The sequence below is a fragment of the Sinorhizobium fredii USDA 205 genome (assembly GCF_001461695.1).
Lineage (GTDB): Bacteria > Pseudomonadota > Alphaproteobacteria > Rhizobiales > Rhizobiaceae > Sinorhizobium > Sinorhizobium fredii.
This window is the reverse complement of the sequence record NZ_AUTC01000077.1, coordinates 40250-55995: the sequence shown is the minus strand read 5'-3', so window position 1 is coordinate 55995 and position 15746 is coordinate 40250. Positions and strand designations below refer to the sequence as shown.

Below are 15746 nucleotides of genomic sequence, written 5' to 3'. Positions count from 1 at the left end.
ATCCTACCAGAAAACATGGGCTGCCGCGGTTGCTTTGGAGTTCAGCGGAACCGCCGCTCAGGCGACCCGTTCGCCCTTCCTCACACGGTAGCTCGGCTGATACATGGTCACCAGCTCCTCCGCCGCGGTCGGGTGGACCGCCATGGTGCGGTCGAAGTCGTCCTTCGTGCATCCCGCCTTCAGCGAAATCCCAAGCAGTTGCGCCATTTCACCGGCGTCGTGGCCGAGGATATGAGCGCCGAGTACCTTGCGGTCCGCTGCATTGACGAGGAGTTTCATGATCATCCTGTCCTTGCGCCCTGAAAGGGTTGCCTTCATCGGACGGAACTCGGCGCGGTAGACTTCGAGTTCGTCATATTTCCGCACGGCCTCCTCCTCGCTCAATCCAACCGTCCCGATCTCCGGCTGGGAGAAGACGGCCGTGGCGATCAGATCATGATCCGGCGACGTCGGATTGTTCTTGTACTCCGTTTCGATGAAGCACATCGCCTCATGGATCGCCACCGGCGTCAGCTGCACGCGGTCGGTGACGTCGCCGAGCGCGTAAATCCCCGGCGCACTGGTGCGAGAGAAGGCGTCGACGACGATGGCGCCGCGCTCATTGGTCTTGACGCCGGCATTCTCCAAGCCAAGGCCCTTCGTATTGGGCACGCGGCCGAGGGCGAGCATCACCTGATCGACGGCGATTTCGCCATGCTTCATGGTCTTGGCGATCCGCTGGCCATCAGCGCCAGCCGATACCGACTGGATGATATCCTCGCAAAGGATGCGGATGCCCTTTTCCTCCATCGCCGCATGCAGGCCGCGCCTCAGGTCCTGGTCGAAGCGGGAGAGAATCTCCTTGCCGCGATAAATGAGAGTCGTTTCGACGCCGAGGCCATGGAAGATATTGGCGAACTCGACGGCGATATATCCGCCGCCGGCGATCAGGATCGATTTCGGAAGCTCCGGAAGGTCGAAGGCTTCGTTGGAGCTGATGCACAGCTCATGCCCCGGCAGCGCGTCATGCGGGCTCGGGTGCCCGCCGACGGCGATAACGATGCGCTCCGCCGTCACCGTCTTGCCGGTCGCAAGCAGCCGCACCTCGTTGGGCCCGACAAGCTCGGCCCGCGTATCCAGCATCTCCGCACCGGCATTTGCGAGACCCTTGCGATAAAGGCCCTCCAGCCGGGTGATCTCCTGTTCCTTGGCCGCGACGAGCTTCTTCCAGTCGAAGCGGCTCTCGCCGACATCCCAGCCGAAGCCAGCCGCATCTTCGAAATGCTCGGAATATAGTGAGGCGTAGACATAAAGCTTCTTCGGCACGCAGCCGCGGATCACGCAGGTGCCGCCGTAGCGAAACTCTTCGGCGATCGCCACCTTCTTGCCGAGCGCCGCCGCCAGCCGCCCGCTTCTGACGCCGCCCGAGCCGCCGCCGATCACGAAGAGGTCATAGTCGAAAGCGCGCATGAAGAACTCCTGGAAAGCTTGGGGTACCGAATGAAGACCGCGGCTGAGAGCTCACGATGAAGAGACGAGCCGAGAGTCGCGTTTCGCCCCTGATATAGTATTGCGATGCAAATAAGGAAAAGCCCGGATCGCTCCGGGCTTCATCAAGAGACGAACAAGACCTCGCCGCGAGACTATTGCTGTGCGGGCGCCTGCGTGCCGGCGTCGGCGGCCGGTGCGCTGCCGATCTTCTCGTCGAGCGACTTGGTGGCCTCCTGGGCGAGGTCGCGCGAAACGCCGGCTGCCCAGATGTCGGCCGCCTTCAACAGTTCGCGCGAGGCAATCGGACCGTCGTTCAAGAGTTTCTTGCCGGCCGACGAGCTGTAGAACGCGGTGATCGCGTTCAATTCCTCGACCGAGAAGGTCTTGGCATAGATCGTCGCCGCCTCGCGCTCCAGGTCCGAGCGGCGTGCCGCCAGGCCCAGCGCCTTCTCGTCGACGGTCGCCGAAATCAGTTCCTGGTGGTTCGGCGAAGCCTGAATGAGCGAGTTCTTCAGCCGTTCGGCAAGATTAGGCAGAATGTTGTCGAAGCTGTTGGTGACGCCGAGCGCTGCGATGGTTGCGCGGGCCGCCTTGACCTGATCTTCGGTCACGTCCTGCGCCTGTACGGCCGGCACCGAAACCGAAAGGAGAACGGCCGCGGTTGCGAATGCCCGGGCAAAACCTGTGATTTTGTTCATTTTTATCAATGCTCCTGTGTTGGCACATGTCGCCCGGCCAATTGCCGCCGCCAGGCATTCATGTGCGGAATTCTGTCTTGGGCCATGGCCGCGCCGCGGGGCCGGACCGGCGAAGCCTCAGCCTGCCGTGAGCGTGCGCGCGCCCTCCGGACCGGCGATGATCGCCAGCGATACCATCCCGAGAAAGAGCCCATGCTCGACCACTCCCGGAATGGCGTTCAATTCGGCCGAAAGCGCCTCTGCATCAGGAATACGGCCAAAAGATGCATCCAGAATGAGGTGTCCGCCATCGGTCATGAAGGGCCCGTCTCCCGAGGCGCGCAGCGCAATGTCGCCAGTCAAGCCGAGACGCGTCGCAACCTTCTCGATCGCCAGACGCGTCGTTGCCAGACCGAACTGGTTCACCTCGATCGGCAACTTGAAGGCACCAAGAACGCCGACGACTTTCGATTCATCGGCGATGACGATCATCCGTTCCGAGGCACTTGCGACGATCTTTTCGCGCAGCAGCGCTCCGCCACCGCCCTTGATCAGGCGCAGTTTTCCGTCGACTTCATCGGCACCGTCGATCGTCAGGTCCAGCTCGGGCAATTCATCGAGCGACTTCAGCGGCACGCCGAGTTCGAGGCAAAGCCGCGCGGTCCGCTCGGAGGTCGGGACGCCCTGGACTTGGAAGCCGGAGGCAACCTTTTCGGCCAACAACCGGACGAATTCCTCGGCCGTCGACCCGGTGCCGATACCAAGCCGCATTCCACTTTCGACATAGCCAAGCGCCGCCTGGGCGGCCTTGATCTTCATCTGGCGGGCGTCCATGCGCCAATCGCTCCCTTTCGCAATCCCGGCCGGCGAGCGGCCATTCACCGGCTGCCGTCCAATTTCCGCTGAGACACTTACACGCCCGTTGCAGCAAACGAAAGCCAAAATGCGCGCGCCTGCACCGGATTCCGGCAGCGCTACCGACCTAGGTCGCCATTGCATTCTCCGCGCACTTCGCCTACCCGAACGGACAGGCTTTTGCAGAACGAGGTTCCCGTGTCCCCGCCCCTTGTCGTCTTCGATCTCGACGGTACGCTCGTCGACACCGCCCCGGACCTCGTCGCGAGCCTCAACCACGCGGTCACGCAGGCAGGTATCGAACCGGTTACTTACGCCGACCTCACCCATCTGGTGGGCCATGGCGCACGTGCGATGATCGAGCGGACGTTCGCGCTGCGCGGCAAGGCGCTGAGCGAAGAGGAATTGACCTGGCAGATGAAGGAGTTCGTGGACTTCTACCACGGCTCCATGCCGGGCGGTTCGCTCCCCTATCCGGGGGTCATCGCGGCGCTCGACCGCCTGCAGGACGCCGGCCTGCGACTCGCCGTCTGCACCAACAAGCCGGAAATGCTGGCAAAGCGTCTTCTGGAGGGGCTCGACCTCATCGACCGTTTTGCCGCCATTTCCGGCGGCGACACGTTTTCCGTCCGCAAGCCCCATGCCGAGCACCTCCTCTCGACGGTGGCCAATGCCGGCGGCGTCGCGGAACGAGCGGTGATGGTCGGCGACAGCCTCAACGACATCCTGGTCGCCCGCAACGCCGCGGTTCCGTCAATCGCCGTGCCGTTCGGCTACTCCGATGTGCCGATCGAAAGCCTGTCACCCGACCGGATCATCCAGCATTTCGACGAACTGACCCCGGAACTCGTCAAAACGGTTCTTGGAAGGGAAAAGAAATAGGCACCCGCCTCCTGTGCAAAGGCCCCGCGCTTGGCGGGGCCTTCCATCTCATGGTCATGATGCGTCCGGCACCCGTCAGCCTTCGGCCTGCTGCCGGGCCTTGCGTGTCGCTTCGAACGCCCGATCCATGTACATGTCCCGCTCATAGACGTCGTTGAAATATTCGACCTTGCCGTCCTTGTTCGGCCATGCCGTGAAGTAGGAAACATAGACCGGCACCTTCTGAGGCACCGGCAAGGCTCTGTTGTGCCCCTGGGCGATCTCCTTGCCGACATCGTCCATGCTGACGCCAAGGACGGCGGCCGCCATGCGGCGCGGCTCGGCGAGGCGGACGCATCCATGACTGAGCGCCCGCTGGTCACGCTTGAAGAAACTCTTCGACGGCGTGTCGTGCATGTAGATCGCATGCGAGTTCGGGAACAGTATCTTCAACTCTCCCAGCGCGTTGTCGCTGCTCGGCGGCTGGCGCACGGCGATCGAGTTCGTCGATCCGTACCAATCCACCGCGTAAGACGGGACGACCCGACCGCCGACCTCGACCTGATACCCCATGCGGTCGAGATAGCTCGGATCGCTGCGCAGCTTCGGCAGCATCTCGTTGACGATGATCGACTGGGGCACGCCCCAATAGGGATTGACCTCGACGGTCTGGATCTCGTCGTGGAAGAAATAGGTCTGGTTCGCCTTCGTCCCGACCACGACCCGCATGGAGAACTGCTCCGCGCCCTGGTCGGTATAGTAGGCCATGAAGGCGGGCTGGTTGATAAAGACGTAGCGATTGCCGAGACCGTCCGGCAGCCAGCGGGCCTGCTCCATCGCGATCTCGATCTTGTTGATCTTGCTGGCCGTCGTATCGCCGCCGGTCAGGACGCGGATCGAGGCCTGGCCGACGACACCGTCCGCCTTCAGCCCCTGCTCCTTCTGAAAGGCTTCGACGAGTGAAACCAGTTCCGGCGTGTACTCGGGCGTACCCTGGTAACCGGCCAGCACGACGGCATGCTCGGTCTTCAGCGCCTCGGAAGCCTTCAGCTTTATGCCGGCGACGATATTGGCAAGCTCCGGATTGTTGTCGCCTGGCTTCAGCAGCGTCCCGGGAGCGATCTCGATGCGCGGGGCGGCGTCCGATTCGGCTCGCAGCCTTTCGAGCTCCTGCTTCAATGCGAGGAATTGCGGGCTCTTCGGGCTCCGCTCTTCCATCAGGGCTGCAACATCGGCACTTGTCGCGGCCTTGTCGAGAAATGCGACGAGATCGACGCTCTTGCGCTTGAAGTCGTGATAGCCGGATATCTTGTTCGGGTCGACGCGGCCCCGCACCGTGTCCTGCACATAAGTGAGGACTGCAGCGGACATGGCGATCTCGAAACGTACCAGGTCCTTTTCCCGCGCTACCATGTCGGCGCGATCGAAGTCGTCGGCCGGAACAGCGACGGCATAGTCCGCCGGATCGAGCCCGGTCTTTGCGGCATCGGCAAGAACCGCGAGAGCCGATCGGGCCCTTGCATTGGCGCCATTGCCATCGATCCAGACGAAGTCGGTCCGTCCGCCATAAAAGGCCTCGACGGCCTTTGCGACATCGGCCGGAGCGCGAACCTCGACTTGCGGCAAGAACTGGCGGGCATCCGCCAGCGGAATCCGCAGCATGGGCGGAAAGCCGTAGCTCTGCACGGAACCCGTCACGACAGGATCGACCAGCCGATCGGTCGCAATCCTGCGCATCTGCTCGGGCTTGTAGGTATAGTAACGCGGGCTGGAAACCCGCGGCGGCTTTGTCACCGCCCTGTCTTCAAGGCGATGCGGCGCCATCATGCCGTATCCCGGCATCGGCTGGGCCGGATAGGCCCGCTCCCGCGTGCGTTCCCTGCCGCCGCGGATGAAATCCATCAGCGTTATCGCTGAGGCCGGCCGCACATCCATGGTTGCAATCGCACAGCCGGTCATGAGCGCGACAATCGCTACCGATCTGATCATTTTCATTCGTACAAACGTCCCCGTATCGCGTTGCCGCCGAATTCGGCCGCGCCAGATTCTCGCCACGCCCTCGTGCCCGAAGACTTATAGAAAAGGATGGTGAATGAAAAGGAAACGACCACCGTTCGAATTTGATCAACTGCCCTGAAACCGGTCGCCCGTCTCGCGCGCGACGGACTGCAAGTCTCTGATTTGCATCTACTTTGCACCATGCAATTGCGCTTCGGAGTTCCCTGCGGCACTGGGCGTGCCAAAAATGATGGCGTCTTCTGTGTCTGAAAGGCCACAAGGAATGCGCGCGAAGCACGCCCGTTGTGCGATGCTCCTGTTCACTGGCTCGAATTGCCGCATCGCAACAATATTCAAACGATTGTAGCTCGCAGCAGGTCCCTGCGGCCCTTTACAAGCCGGTATTGCCGGGGCAGAGAGATGCCCGGCACCGGGGAGGACAACGGGCTGACACCGGTATCTCCGCCTCGGCTTGATGAAGCGCATCACGAAGGCAGGTATCACGATGACATCGACGCGCACGGAAACAGATACGTTCGGCCCCATCGAAGTGGCGAACGACCGCTACTGGGGTGCCCAGGCCCAACGCTCGCTCGGAAACTTCAAGATCGGCTGGGAAAAGCAGCCGCTGGCGATCGTCCGGGCGCTCGGCATCGTCAAGCAGGCGGCAGCCCGCGCCAACGTGGCGCTCGACCGCCTCGATCCGACGATTGGCGACGCCATCGTCAAGGCGGCGCAGGAGGTGATCGACGGCAAGCTCAACGACCATTTCCCGCTCGTCGTCTGGCAGACCGGCTCCGGCACGCAGTCGAACATGAATGCCAACGAGGTCATTTCCAACCGGGCGATCGAGTTGCTCGGCGGCGTCATGGGATCGAAGAAGCCCGTGCACCCGAACGACCACGTCAACATGAGCCAGTCGTCCAACGACACTTACCCGACGGCCATGCACATCGCCTGCGCCGAACGCGTGATCCACGATCTGCTGCCCGCGCTCAAGCACCTGCACAAGGCGCTTGAAGAGAAGGTCAAGGCCTTCGACCACATCATCAAGATCGGCCGCACCCATACGCAGGATGCAACGCCGCTGACCCTCGGCCAGGAGTTCTCCGGTTATGCGGCGCAGGTCGCCTCGTCGATCAAGCGCATCGAGATGACGCTCCCCGGCCTCTGCGAGCTCGCTCAGGGCGGCACCGCCGTCGGCACGGGCCTCAATGCCCCGATCGGCTTCGACGAGAAGGTGGCGGAGGAAATCGCCGCGATCACCGGCATCGCCTTCACCTCCGCGCCCAACAAGTTCGAAGCACTCGCCGCGCACGATTCGATGGTGTTCAGCCACGGCGCCATCAATGCGGCGGCCGCCGCGCTCTTCAAGATCGCCAACGATATCCGCTTCCTCGGCTCTGGCCCGCGCTCGGGCCTCGGCGAACTTTCGCTGCCGGAGAACGAGCCGGGCTCCTCGATCATGCCCGGCAAGGTCAACCCGACCCAGTGCGAGGCGCTGACGCAGGTTTGCGCTCAGGTCTTCGGCAATCACGCGTCGCTCACCTTCGCCGGCAGCCAGGGGCACTTCGAGCTCAATGTCTTCAACCCGCTGATGGCCTACAACTTCCTGCAGTCGGTCCAGCTCCTCGCCGACGCGGCGGTTTCCTTCACCGACAATTGCGTCGTCGGCATCGAGGCGCGTGAGGACAACATCAAGGCAGCGCTCGACCGGTCACTGATGCTCGTCACCGCGCTGGCCCCGAAAATCGGCTACGACAATGCCGCCAAGATCGCCAAGACTGCGCACAAGAACGGCACGACCCTGCGCGACGAGGCCGTCGGCGGCGGCTACGTGACGAACGAGGAGTTCGACGCGATCGTCCGCCCCGAAACGATGATCGGCCCTGCCTGATCGATCAATGGCCGCGGCCGCCCGCCGGCGCCGCGGTCTTCTCTACCGGCCAGCCATTCCGCTGTGGACCTGACGAACACCTTGAGGCCCATGGCGAAGCCGTTTTGCGGCGCGAAGATCGTTAGAATTGCATCGACGCGCTCAGGCAATCGTTAAGACTTCACAAAGCTTTTGCCCCTAAAAAATAGCAGACATTAGAGAGAATTAATTTTAAGGGCTTGCCATATGCAGACGGCAACTTCGAACAAGACGCCGACGCCCGATATCGCTGCGCAGATTACCCACGCCATGCGTATGATGGGCGTTGCGCCGATACCGCGCAATTACGAGCTTTACTACGAGGCCTATCTGGGCTCCAACCCGCAACTGTCAAAAGAACTCGCGGCACTCGGAAGCCGCGCGACGCAGGAAGACCTCGACGTCATCGGTGCGCGCTATTTCAGCCATATCCACCATTCGCGTGGGATCGAGCGCGCCCACAGCACGCTGGCGGAAAAGCTGACCGAGCTGGTTGCCCTGTTGCGGGACGAACAATACGCACTCGAGAGCTACAACAGGGTTCTCGACGAAGCCTACCTGAACATTGCCAACAAGAGCGCATCGAGCGCCGACATCCTCCGCCACGCGATCGACATTCTGAGCGAAGCGACCGCCGACACGATGAACCAGGGTAAGGAGCGCGTACAAACGGTCGTTCAGAAATCCTTCGAGATGGAAGCGATCCGCCAGGAGCTCGACGAATACAAGCGTATTGCCAACACCGATTCACTGACGCGGCTCAGCAATCGCCGCGCCTTCGACGAGACTCTCGCCGCGGTCTACAACAACGAGCAACTGCGCAACTACACGGGCCTGCTCGTCGTCGACATCGACCACTTCAAGAAGGTCAATGACAGCTTCGGCCATCCGGTTGGCGACAAGATTCTCTCCACCGTCGGCACCGTCATTCGTGCAAATCTCCGGCGGGACGCCTTCGTCGCCCGCACCGGCGGCGAGGAGTTTGCGGTCATCCTCAGCGACAGCACGCAGGAGGAATGCCTGCAGGCGGCCGACCGCATCCGCACCGTTCTGGCAAACACGCCTTTCAAGAACTCCAAGACGGGCGTCAATTATGGTCCGATCACGCTCTCCGTCGGTGTGTGCATGGCAACGGCGGCGGACGATCCGCTCGACCTCTACCACAAGGCCGACATAGCGCTTTACGCGGCGAAAAATTCGGGACGCAACAGGACGGTCCTCTTCGAGGAGGGCATGCGCAAGGATTCCGGACGGAACTGGCTGATCTATCGCCGATAACAAGGTCAAGCTTTGCGGCGGAGCGGTTGCTACCACATCGTCTTCGCTGCGCGGCCTGGCCAATCGCGGTCATAGGCATCCTTGTCGAAATCGGCCTTGGCCGCCTTCAGGAGCGCTCCGGGGGTTGGCAGCGATGCCGGCTCGACGAAGCGCTCCGGGTTCCAGAGCTGCGAGCGCAACAAGGCCCTGGCGCACTGGGAGTACACCTCGTTGATGGTGATGACGACAACCGTGCGGGGATGCTTACCATCGACTTCGAAGGACTCGATCAATGCCGGGTCGACACTGACGACGGCTGTCCCATTGATGCGCATCGTCGTGTTCGAGCCGGGGACGAGGAACAGGAGCGCCACGCGCGGATCGCGGACGATGTTGACAAGCGAGTCGATGCGATTATTGCCCCGCCAATCGGGCATCAGCACCGTCCTGTCGTCGGCAATCCGGACAACCGCCAGATCGTCGCCACGCGGCGAGCAATCCAGCCCTTCCGGTCCAACGGTCGCCAATGCTGCAAAAGGCGACGCTTCGATCATCTGCCGGTATTCGACTGTGAGCGCGTTCGCCACCTTGACGATCGATGCCTCGGCGGCTTCGCCGTAGAACGTCTTCAGTTCCTCAACCGTCCTGATGATCGTCATCTCATTCTCCAACCCGGCAATCCATGCATGCACCGAGGCGCGATCTCCGCGCGCCGGTTTGGGGGAATAACATGACGTCCAGATGACGACATCATGCAATCTTTCTGAGACGAGCCCTTTCTTCAGTTTCGCCAAGGAAAGCGACGATCTTCTGAATGACCAGGGGCGCAGAAACAATGCGACGGTGGCCAAGGCCGTTCGCCCAATGCAATTCGACATTCGGACCGATCGCACCGTAGCGCCGCGCATGATCGGCGGAGACCTCCTTGTCGTCCTCCGCATGGAGGACCAGGACCGGCTTTCGAAGCGCGCTCAGAATGCGTGCCGCGTCAAACCCGTCGACGCGGCGTCCGGACAGGCGCTCGACCATGCCTTCGAAGGCCGCCTGAGCGGCTGGCACAAGCCGCATGATTTTGCCAAAGCCTCTGAAGAGCCAGGCCATTTCGCTCGGCGCGCCAATGAGCACCAGCTTGGCCGGCACGCGCGCAGGCACGTCGCACAGCACGCCTCCTGCAGCACAGGCCAGGCTGGCCCCGCCGAAGGAATGGCCGATGCAGACATCGAAAGCATCGAAATGTCGCCAGGCCGCATCGATCGCCCTTACCGCCTGCGGCATGGTGAGGGACCGCCCCGGCGAGGCGCCATGACCCGGCCAGTCGAGCGCGACCACTTCGGCGCCGGCCGTCAATAGGCCATCGATCATCGCGGCCAGGTAGTCGCTCCGCGACCCCCAGCCATGCGTGAGCAGCACACGCGGTCCGCCTCCGCCGCCGCGACGCGGGAAATGACGCGCGAAAACCCAACCGCCCGCAAAGGAGAGTGTCACTTTTCGCGATTCTTCCATCAACGGCACCGCGGCGCTCAGCAGTGCCCTTTCCTTGTCGCTCTTCGGCTTGCGGCTCGGGGTAAGGCAGAATATCCGAAACGCCAATTCGCCTGCGGCCGCGGGAGAGATCGCCGACACGGCCTTGAGCGAGAGACGGATGACCTTGGTCGCAAAGGATGCCATAGTGAAATGAGCCCTAAATGTTCAAGCATGAACATAATTGTCCAACGATGAACAAAAAGCAAGTGACTACCGAACATCACCATTTTCCGTGGGACCACCCGCGCTTCCGAAGCTGGATCGCCGTCGGGCGCGCCTGCCAGCTGATGCAACAGACCTTGACGCGACGCCTGGCCCATCTCGACGTCAAGCCGCCGCATCTCGACATCCTTATCAACCTTTACCGCTTCGACGGCATCACGCAGCAGGAACTCGCCCGCAAGCTGCTCGTCGGCCGCTCCAATATGAGCATGCTGCTGCCGCAACTCGAGACGCGCGGCCTCATCCAACGGCGTGGTGACGCCAGGGACAAACGCGTGTTGCGGCTATCGCTGACGGCGGCCGGACGAACGTTGACCGAGGAGGCAATGGAGATTCAGACGGCGCTCATCGAAAATTCGCTGGGCGGCGCTCCGATCGACGATTGCATGAAGATCGCAGAGTCGATGGAACGGATCATCGCCAAGCTGCTCAAAGAGGATGACGAGCTTTCCTGACACCGACAGGCTGGTTTGATCAGCGCGGCTTTTCCGATCTGTCACGGGACATGCCCTTTTCGGCGAGCTCCTGCTCATAGGCTCCGAAGAGCTCGTCGCCCTTCTCGCCGAGTTCGCGCAGATAGGTCCAGGTGTAGATACCCGTATCGTGGAAATCGTCGAAACCGAGGCGTACGGCATAGTTGCCCGTCGGCTGCACCGAGATGATCTGGACATTGCGCTTGCCGGGAACGGTCACGCGCTGGCCCGGCCCGTGGCCCTGCACTTCCGCAGAGGGCGAAAGCACGCGCAGTAGTTCGGCCGAAAGATCGAAGGAGGCGCCGTCGTCGAAGCTCACGGTCAGCCGGTGGCGGTCCTTCGATACGCGCAATTCCGTCGGCCAGAATTCACTCATCGTCGTCGCTCCGTTTCTAGTTCCTGACCCTAAGTCTCCACTGAGTAAAGCAGATTTGAACCGGCGGAAATCTCCCGAAGGCGGGTTTCCCGATATTTGAAACAGTTTGCGACAGTATGCGCCTTGACGCGACCTCTTTTGGCCACGACATTGAACGCGCAGGAGAAAAGAGTTGAACAACGTCGCCATAGACCAGGCCAACGCACGGCCGCTCGACAGAACGACTGCGCCGATGATCGACCCCTTCGGTCGCACGGTCACCTATTTGCGCGTCTCGGTCACCGATCGCTGCGATTTCCGCTGCACCTATTGCATGGCGGAGCACATGACCTTCCTGCCGAAGAAGGACCTGTTGACGCTGGAAGAGCTTCAGCGTCTCTGTTCCGCCTTCATCGCCAAGGGGGTCCGCAAGCTGAGGCTGACCGGCGGCGAGCCGCTGGTGCGCAAGAACATCATGTTCCTCGTGCGCGAACTCGGCAAGGAGATCGACGCGGGCCGGCTCGATGAACTCACCTTGACCACCAATGGCTCGCAGCTCTCGAAGTTTGCCGCCGAGCTGGCCGACTGCGGCGTGCGGCGCATCAATGTGTCGCTCGATACCCTCGATCCGGACAAGTTCCGCGAGATCACCCGCTGGGGCGAACTGGCGAAGGTCATCGAAGGGATCGACGCGGCACAGGCCGCCGGTCTCAAGGTCAAGATCAACGCGGTGGCGCTCAAGGGCTTCAACGATGCGGAGATCCCGGACCTGATGCGCTGGGCGCATGGCCGCGGCATGGACCTGACGCTGATCGAGACCATGCCGATGGGCGAGGTCGACGAGGACCGCACCGATCACTACCTGCCGCTCTCGGAGATGCGCGAGCGGCTCGAGACAGAGTTCACGCTCAAGGATATCCCCTACCGTACCGGCGGCCCGGCCCGCTACGTCGAGGTGGCGGAAACCGGCGGCCGCCTCGGCCTCATCACACCGATGACGCACAATTTCTGCGAAAGCTGCAATCGCGTCCGTCTCACCTGCACCGGGACGCTCTATATGTGCCTCGGCCAGAACGACGCCGCCGACCTGCGCGCGGCACTGCGCGCCACGGATGACGACGCCTATCTTTCCCAGGTGATCGACGAAGCGATAGGCCGCAAGCCGAAGGGGCACGATTTCATCATCGACCGTGAGCACAACCGCCCGGCCGTGGCCCGCCACATGAGCGTAACCGGCGGCTGACATCTCTCGGTTCAACCGAAACGAAAAACCCCGCTGTGTGCGCACAGCGGGGTTCTCCTTGCGCGCTCTGTTCTAAGCCGCGTAGCCCGAGCCGTAGCGCGGCCGGCCATGATCGGGGACCGCACCGCCGGTGCCGGTCTTGAACCGCTCGATCTTTTCGTTGAGAACCTCCACCTGCCGGCGCAGCCCGTGGATCTCCGCCGTGTTTTCCTCGACCATGGCGGCATTCTGCTGCGTGATCAGTTCGACTTCATGAACGGCCGTATTGACCTCGTTGAGGCCGGTATACTGTTCGGCAGCGGCCGCTTCGATATTGGCGACAAGCTGGTGGATGGTCGAGATGTGGTCATTGATGACCGACAGGGCATCGCCGGTCTCCTGGACCAGCGCTACACCGCTGCGCACCTGTGCGGAGCTCGCCGAGATGAGCCCCTTGATCTCCCGCGCCGCTCCGGCGCAGCGCTGCGCCAGCTCGCGGACTTCCTGCGCCACCACGGCAAAGCCGCGCCCCGCCTCGCCGGCCCGTGCCGCCTCGACGCCGGCGTTCAGAGCCAGCAGGTTGGTCTGGAAGGCGATCTCGTCGATCACGCCGATGATCGTGCCGATCTTTTCCGATGAACGATTGATCTCCGCCATCGCGTCGATCGCCTTGGAGACGACCTGGCCGGAATGTCGCGCGTAGGAGTTCGTCTCGTCGACCGAGACGGTCGTCTTGCGGGCGCTTTCGGCGGTCGCGCGGACGATTTCGGTGAGCTGCCGCAGGGCGCGCGAGCTTTCCTCGAGCGCCGCCGCCTGCTGCTCGGTGCGGCGCGCCAGGTCGTCGGCCGAGGCCGAGAGATTGCCGGTGCCCCCGGTGATCTCCTCGGTGACGACGCGCACATCCATCAATGTGGCGCGCAGGGCGTCGACGGCATTGTTGTAGGTCCGCGCCATCATCACGTAGTCGGCCGGCAGGTCCTCCGCCATGCCCTCTTCGAGATTGCCGGCGGCAAGCTGGGCAAGGACATCCGACAGCGCATTGAGGGCCTGCATCTGCTCGGCTTCGATGCGGGCGCGCTCTTGCGACCGGCGCGCCTCCTCCTCAGCCGACAAAGTGCGTGCCGCTTGTGCTTCGCGCTCGAGGCGCACATTTTCCACGGCGTTGTCGCGGAAGACGGCGACGGAGCGCACCATGTCGCCGATCTCGTCGCCGCGATTGCGGCCTTCGATCGCCACTTCCAGATCGCCATTGGCAAGGCGGGTCATGGTTTCGGTCACCCGCTTCAGCGGACCGCGCAGCGTCTCGACGAGCATCAGCCCTCCGATGATCGCCAGCAGCGTGCCGGCGACCATCGCGACGATCGAGACCGTCGCCGAACGCTGGCTGTCCTGCTTGCCGGCTTCCTGGGCGCTGCTGACGAAGTTCTCCAGCGTGCCGCTCGCCTTGGCGACAAGGCTCGATGCCTCGTCCTTGGCGGCCTGCCAGCGGGCGCCGACATCGATCAACGCGGCGGTGCCTTTGTCGATATTGTCGAGCGACGGTCCGAGCTTGGCGGGTAAGTCGCGCAGCGCGGCGTTCTTGGCGCCGAGTTCGGACAGGTCGCCGGCCGTCTCGCGAACAGCTTTGATATCGGCCACGATCGGCTCGCGGCTCGCCGCATCGAGGCGGCGGTGCAACTCGCTGATGTGCAATCGGGTGCTGGCCAGCCCCTTGAACGTGTCGTCCATCAGGCCGATCAGCGTCTTCAACGACGAAATTTCGCCGTCCATGCCGACGAAGCGCTTGGCGGCGGTATCGGAATTCTTCGCCGCCTCCTTGGCGAAATCAGCTTCGTATTTCGAGAACTTGCTGAGGATCGGCACGAGCGCGTTCTTCTTGGCTTCGTTGTCCTGAGCGCCGGCCAGCACCGCCTGAATTTTCTGGGCCTGGTCCTTGAGCTCGCCGATCGGCTTCTTGACCTTGTCGGAGGCAATCCGCTCCGACTCGTCGATCTGCTTCATCAGGTGCGGCAGGAGCTTGTTCGCCTGTTCGATCTTCGCGTCGGGATTGACCGCCATCGTCACCGGCAGGCGGAACTTCTTGATGCGTTCGGCGAGGCCCTGATAGGCTGCTGCATCGAAGAGCAGCGCCTTGGCGAAGGCTTCCTTCTCGCCCGTTTCGTCCTGGAGGATATCGATCTGCTTATAGGCGTTGTTGCCGTTCTTGGTCATCTCGGCGAGCGCCGCTTCCAGCGATTTCGTCACCGTCTCCCGTTCGACCTGGACGGACCAGAGTTTGTCGGTCTGGCTCCGCATCTCTTCGCCGAGAGCGACGACGGAGGCGATCTTCGCCCTGTCCTCCGCCCGGGTCAGCAGAGATTCCAGGGCCTTTACACCCGCTTCCTGCTCGTCGACCATCGTCGCAAGCAGCCCGCGGCTTTCCTCGCCGGAATTATCCAGGAAGTCCTGCAATGCGCTGCGCAGCGCCTGGAAATCCGACAGGTTATTGATCGTTTCGCGCGTCACGGTCATGTGGCCATTGAGCGTGCGGGCCGTAAAGAAGCCGGCAAGGCCGATCCCGGCGATCAGGGCCACAAGCGGCACGACGAAAAGGAGGACTTTCGTGACGATGCGCAGGCGCTGCAGAAGACGATCGATGACAGACATTGCGAACCCCGTTTTTTGTTATGGAGAGACATATCCGCGCGGTTGGGATGCCTGACGGCTATTTGCCGTTCGGACGCAACGCCGAGGCGAAGGTCCCGACTGTCGCATCGATAGCGATCGACAGCACAAGCATCGACTTCTGCCGGCGGAAGCACCCCCTGGCTTCGGCCGGTAGTCGAGATCGACGGCAGCGGTGTTTCCGAGCCGTCGCCCACCGATCGCGTCATGCGATTGGACTGCGGAATCATCGGGACGATAGGCAGCGAAGCTT

At 62.5% G+C, this 15746-nt stretch carries 13 protein-coding genes; 5 read left to right on the top strand and 8 right to left on the bottom strand.

What is annotated here, in order from left to right; all coding sequences use genetic code 11:
* Window positions 1-57 precede the first annotated feature (57 nt).
* The 3 genes from gor to rpiA all read right to left on the bottom strand — a co-directional run bounded on the left by gor (window position 58) and on the right by rpiA (window position 2981).
* Window positions 58-1449, bottom strand: a complete 1392-nt coding sequence (gor, locus tag N181_RS09075; protein WP_037396636.1) for a glutathione-disulfide reductase — start codon at window positions 1447-1449, stop codon at window positions 58-60.
* Between the two features lie 173 nt (window positions 1450-1622).
* Window positions 1623-2168, bottom strand: coding sequence for a DUF2059 domain-containing protein (locus tag N181_RS09070; protein WP_037396638.1), 546 nt, complete (start codon window positions 2166-2168; stop codon window positions 1623-1625).
* A 117-nt stretch (window positions 2169-2285) separates the two neighbouring features.
* Entirely contained in the window at window positions 2286-2981 is a 696-nt protein-coding gene (gene rpiA / locus N181_RS09065; protein WP_060563349.1) for a ribose-5-phosphate isomerase RpiA, read from the bottom strand.
* Window positions 2982-3200: 219 nt separating this feature from the next.
* Between rpiA and N181_RS09060 the strand changes: the two genes are divergently transcribed.
* Window positions 3201-3884 (top strand): HAD family hydrolase, encoded by a 684-nt coding sequence (locus N181_RS09060; protein ID WP_037396650.1) that lies wholly within the window; start codon window positions 3201-3203, stop codon window positions 3882-3884.
* Between the two features lie 75 nt (window positions 3885-3959).
* On the opposite strand, the gene N181_RS09055 is transcribed toward N181_RS09060, so the two are convergent.
* Complete coding sequence (locus N181_RS09055) at window positions 3960-5858, bottom strand: L,D-transpeptidase family protein (RefSeq protein WP_037396644.1); 1899 nt, start codon at window positions 5856-5858, stop codon at window positions 3960-3962.
* A gap of 508 nt (window positions 5859-6366) precedes the next feature.
* Between N181_RS09055 and fumC the strand changes: the two genes are divergently transcribed.
* Complete coding sequence (gene fumC / locus N181_RS09050; protein WP_060563347.1) at window positions 6367-7758, top strand: class II fumarate hydratase; 1392 nt, start codon at window positions 6367-6369, stop codon at window positions 7756-7758.
* 225 nt (window positions 7759-7983) lie between these two features.
* Window positions 7984-9054 (top strand): GGDEF domain-containing protein, encoded by a 1071-nt coding sequence (locus N181_RS09045; protein ID WP_037396658.1) that lies wholly within the window; start codon window positions 7984-7986, stop codon window positions 9052-9054.
* 29 nt (window positions 9055-9083) lie between these two features.
* On the opposite strand, the gene N181_RS09040 is transcribed toward N181_RS09045, so the two are convergent.
* Together N181_RS09040 and N181_RS09035 are read right to left on the bottom strand one after the other, a co-directional pair.
* A complete protein-coding gene (locus N181_RS09040) occupies window positions 9084-9692 on the bottom strand; it encodes a pyridoxamine 5'-phosphate oxidase family protein (protein WP_037396660.1) in 609 nt (202 codons plus the stop codon).
* 91 nt (window positions 9693-9783) lie between these two features.
* Window positions 9784-10701, bottom strand: coding sequence for an alpha/beta fold hydrolase (locus tag N181_RS09035; protein ID WP_037396662.1), 918 nt, complete (start codon window positions 10699-10701; stop codon window positions 9784-9786).
* A 47-nt stretch (window positions 10702-10748) separates the two neighbouring features.
* Here N181_RS09035 and N181_RS09030 point away from each other — a divergent pair, with 47 nt between their 5' ends.
* Window positions 10749-11234: a MarR family winged helix-turn-helix transcriptional regulator gene (locus N181_RS09030; protein WP_037396665.1), complete on the top strand. Its 486-nt coding sequence runs from the start codon at window positions 10749-10751 to the stop codon at window positions 11232-11234.
* Between the two features lie 19 nt (window positions 11235-11253).
* On the opposite strand, the gene N181_RS09025 is transcribed toward N181_RS09030, so the two are convergent.
* The gene (locus tag N181_RS09025; protein ID WP_014328553.1) at window positions 11254-11628 is read right to left on the bottom strand and encodes a gamma-butyrobetaine hydroxylase family protein; all 375 of its coding nucleotides are present in this window, start codon (window positions 11626-11628) and stop codon (window positions 11254-11256) included.
* A 172-nt stretch (window positions 11629-11800) separates the two neighbouring features.
* Between N181_RS09025 and moaA the strand changes: the two genes are divergently transcribed.
* Window positions 11801-12850, top strand: coding sequence for a GTP 3',8-cyclase MoaA (moaA, locus tag N181_RS09020; RefSeq protein WP_037448656.1), 1050 nt, complete (start codon window positions 11801-11803; stop codon window positions 12848-12850).
* Window positions 12851-12922: 72 nt separating this feature from the next.
* On the opposite strand, the gene N181_RS09015 is transcribed toward moaA, so the two are convergent.
* Window positions 12923-15475, bottom strand: a complete 2553-nt coding sequence (locus N181_RS09015; RefSeq protein ID WP_037396673.1) for a methyl-accepting chemotaxis protein — start codon at window positions 15473-15475, stop codon at window positions 12923-12925.
* Between the last annotated feature and the right edge of the window lie 271 nt (window positions 15476-15746).

Bases quoted from the DNA above. Each gene is read 5' to 3' on its own strand.
- gor (WP_037396636.1), bottom strand. From the start codon at position 1,449: ATGCGCGCTTTCGACTATGACCTCTTCGTGATCGGCGGCGGCTCGGGC.
- N181_RS09070 (WP_037396638.1), bottom strand. From the start codon at position 2,168: ATGAACAAAATCACAGGTTTTGCCCGGGCATTCGCAACCGCGGCCGTT.
- rpiA (WP_060563349.1), bottom strand. From the start codon at position 2,981: ATGGACGCCCGCCAGATGAAGATCAAGGCCGCCCAGGCGGCGCTTGGC.
- N181_RS09055 (WP_037396644.1), bottom strand. From the start codon at position 5,858: ATGAAAATGATCAGATCGGTAGCGATTGTCGCGCTCATGACCGGCTGT.
- fumC (WP_060563347.1), top strand. From the start codon at position 6,367: ATGACATCGACGCGCACGGAAACAGATACGTTCGGCCCCATCGAAGTG.
- N181_RS09045 (WP_037396658.1), top strand. From the start codon at position 7,984: ATGCAGACGGCAACTTCGAACAAGACGCCGACGCCCGATATCGCTGCG.
- N181_RS09040 (WP_037396660.1), bottom strand. From the start codon at position 9,692: ATGACGATCATCAGGACGGTTGAGGAACTGAAGACGTTCTACGGCGAA.
- N181_RS09035 (WP_037396662.1), bottom strand. From the start codon at position 10,701: ATGGCATCCTTTGCGACCAAGGTCATCCGTCTCTCGCTCAAGGCCGTG.
- N181_RS09030 (WP_037396665.1), top strand. From the start codon at position 10,749: ATGAACAAAAAGCAAGTGACTACCGAACATCACCATTTTCCGTGGGAC.
- N181_RS09025 (WP_014328553.1), bottom strand. From the start codon at position 11,628: ATGAGTGAATTCTGGCCGACGGAATTGCGCGTATCGAAGGACCGCCAC.
- N181_RS09015 (WP_037396673.1), bottom strand. From the start codon at position 15,475: ATGTCTGTCATCGATCGTCTTCTGCAGCGCCTGCGCATCGTCACGAAA.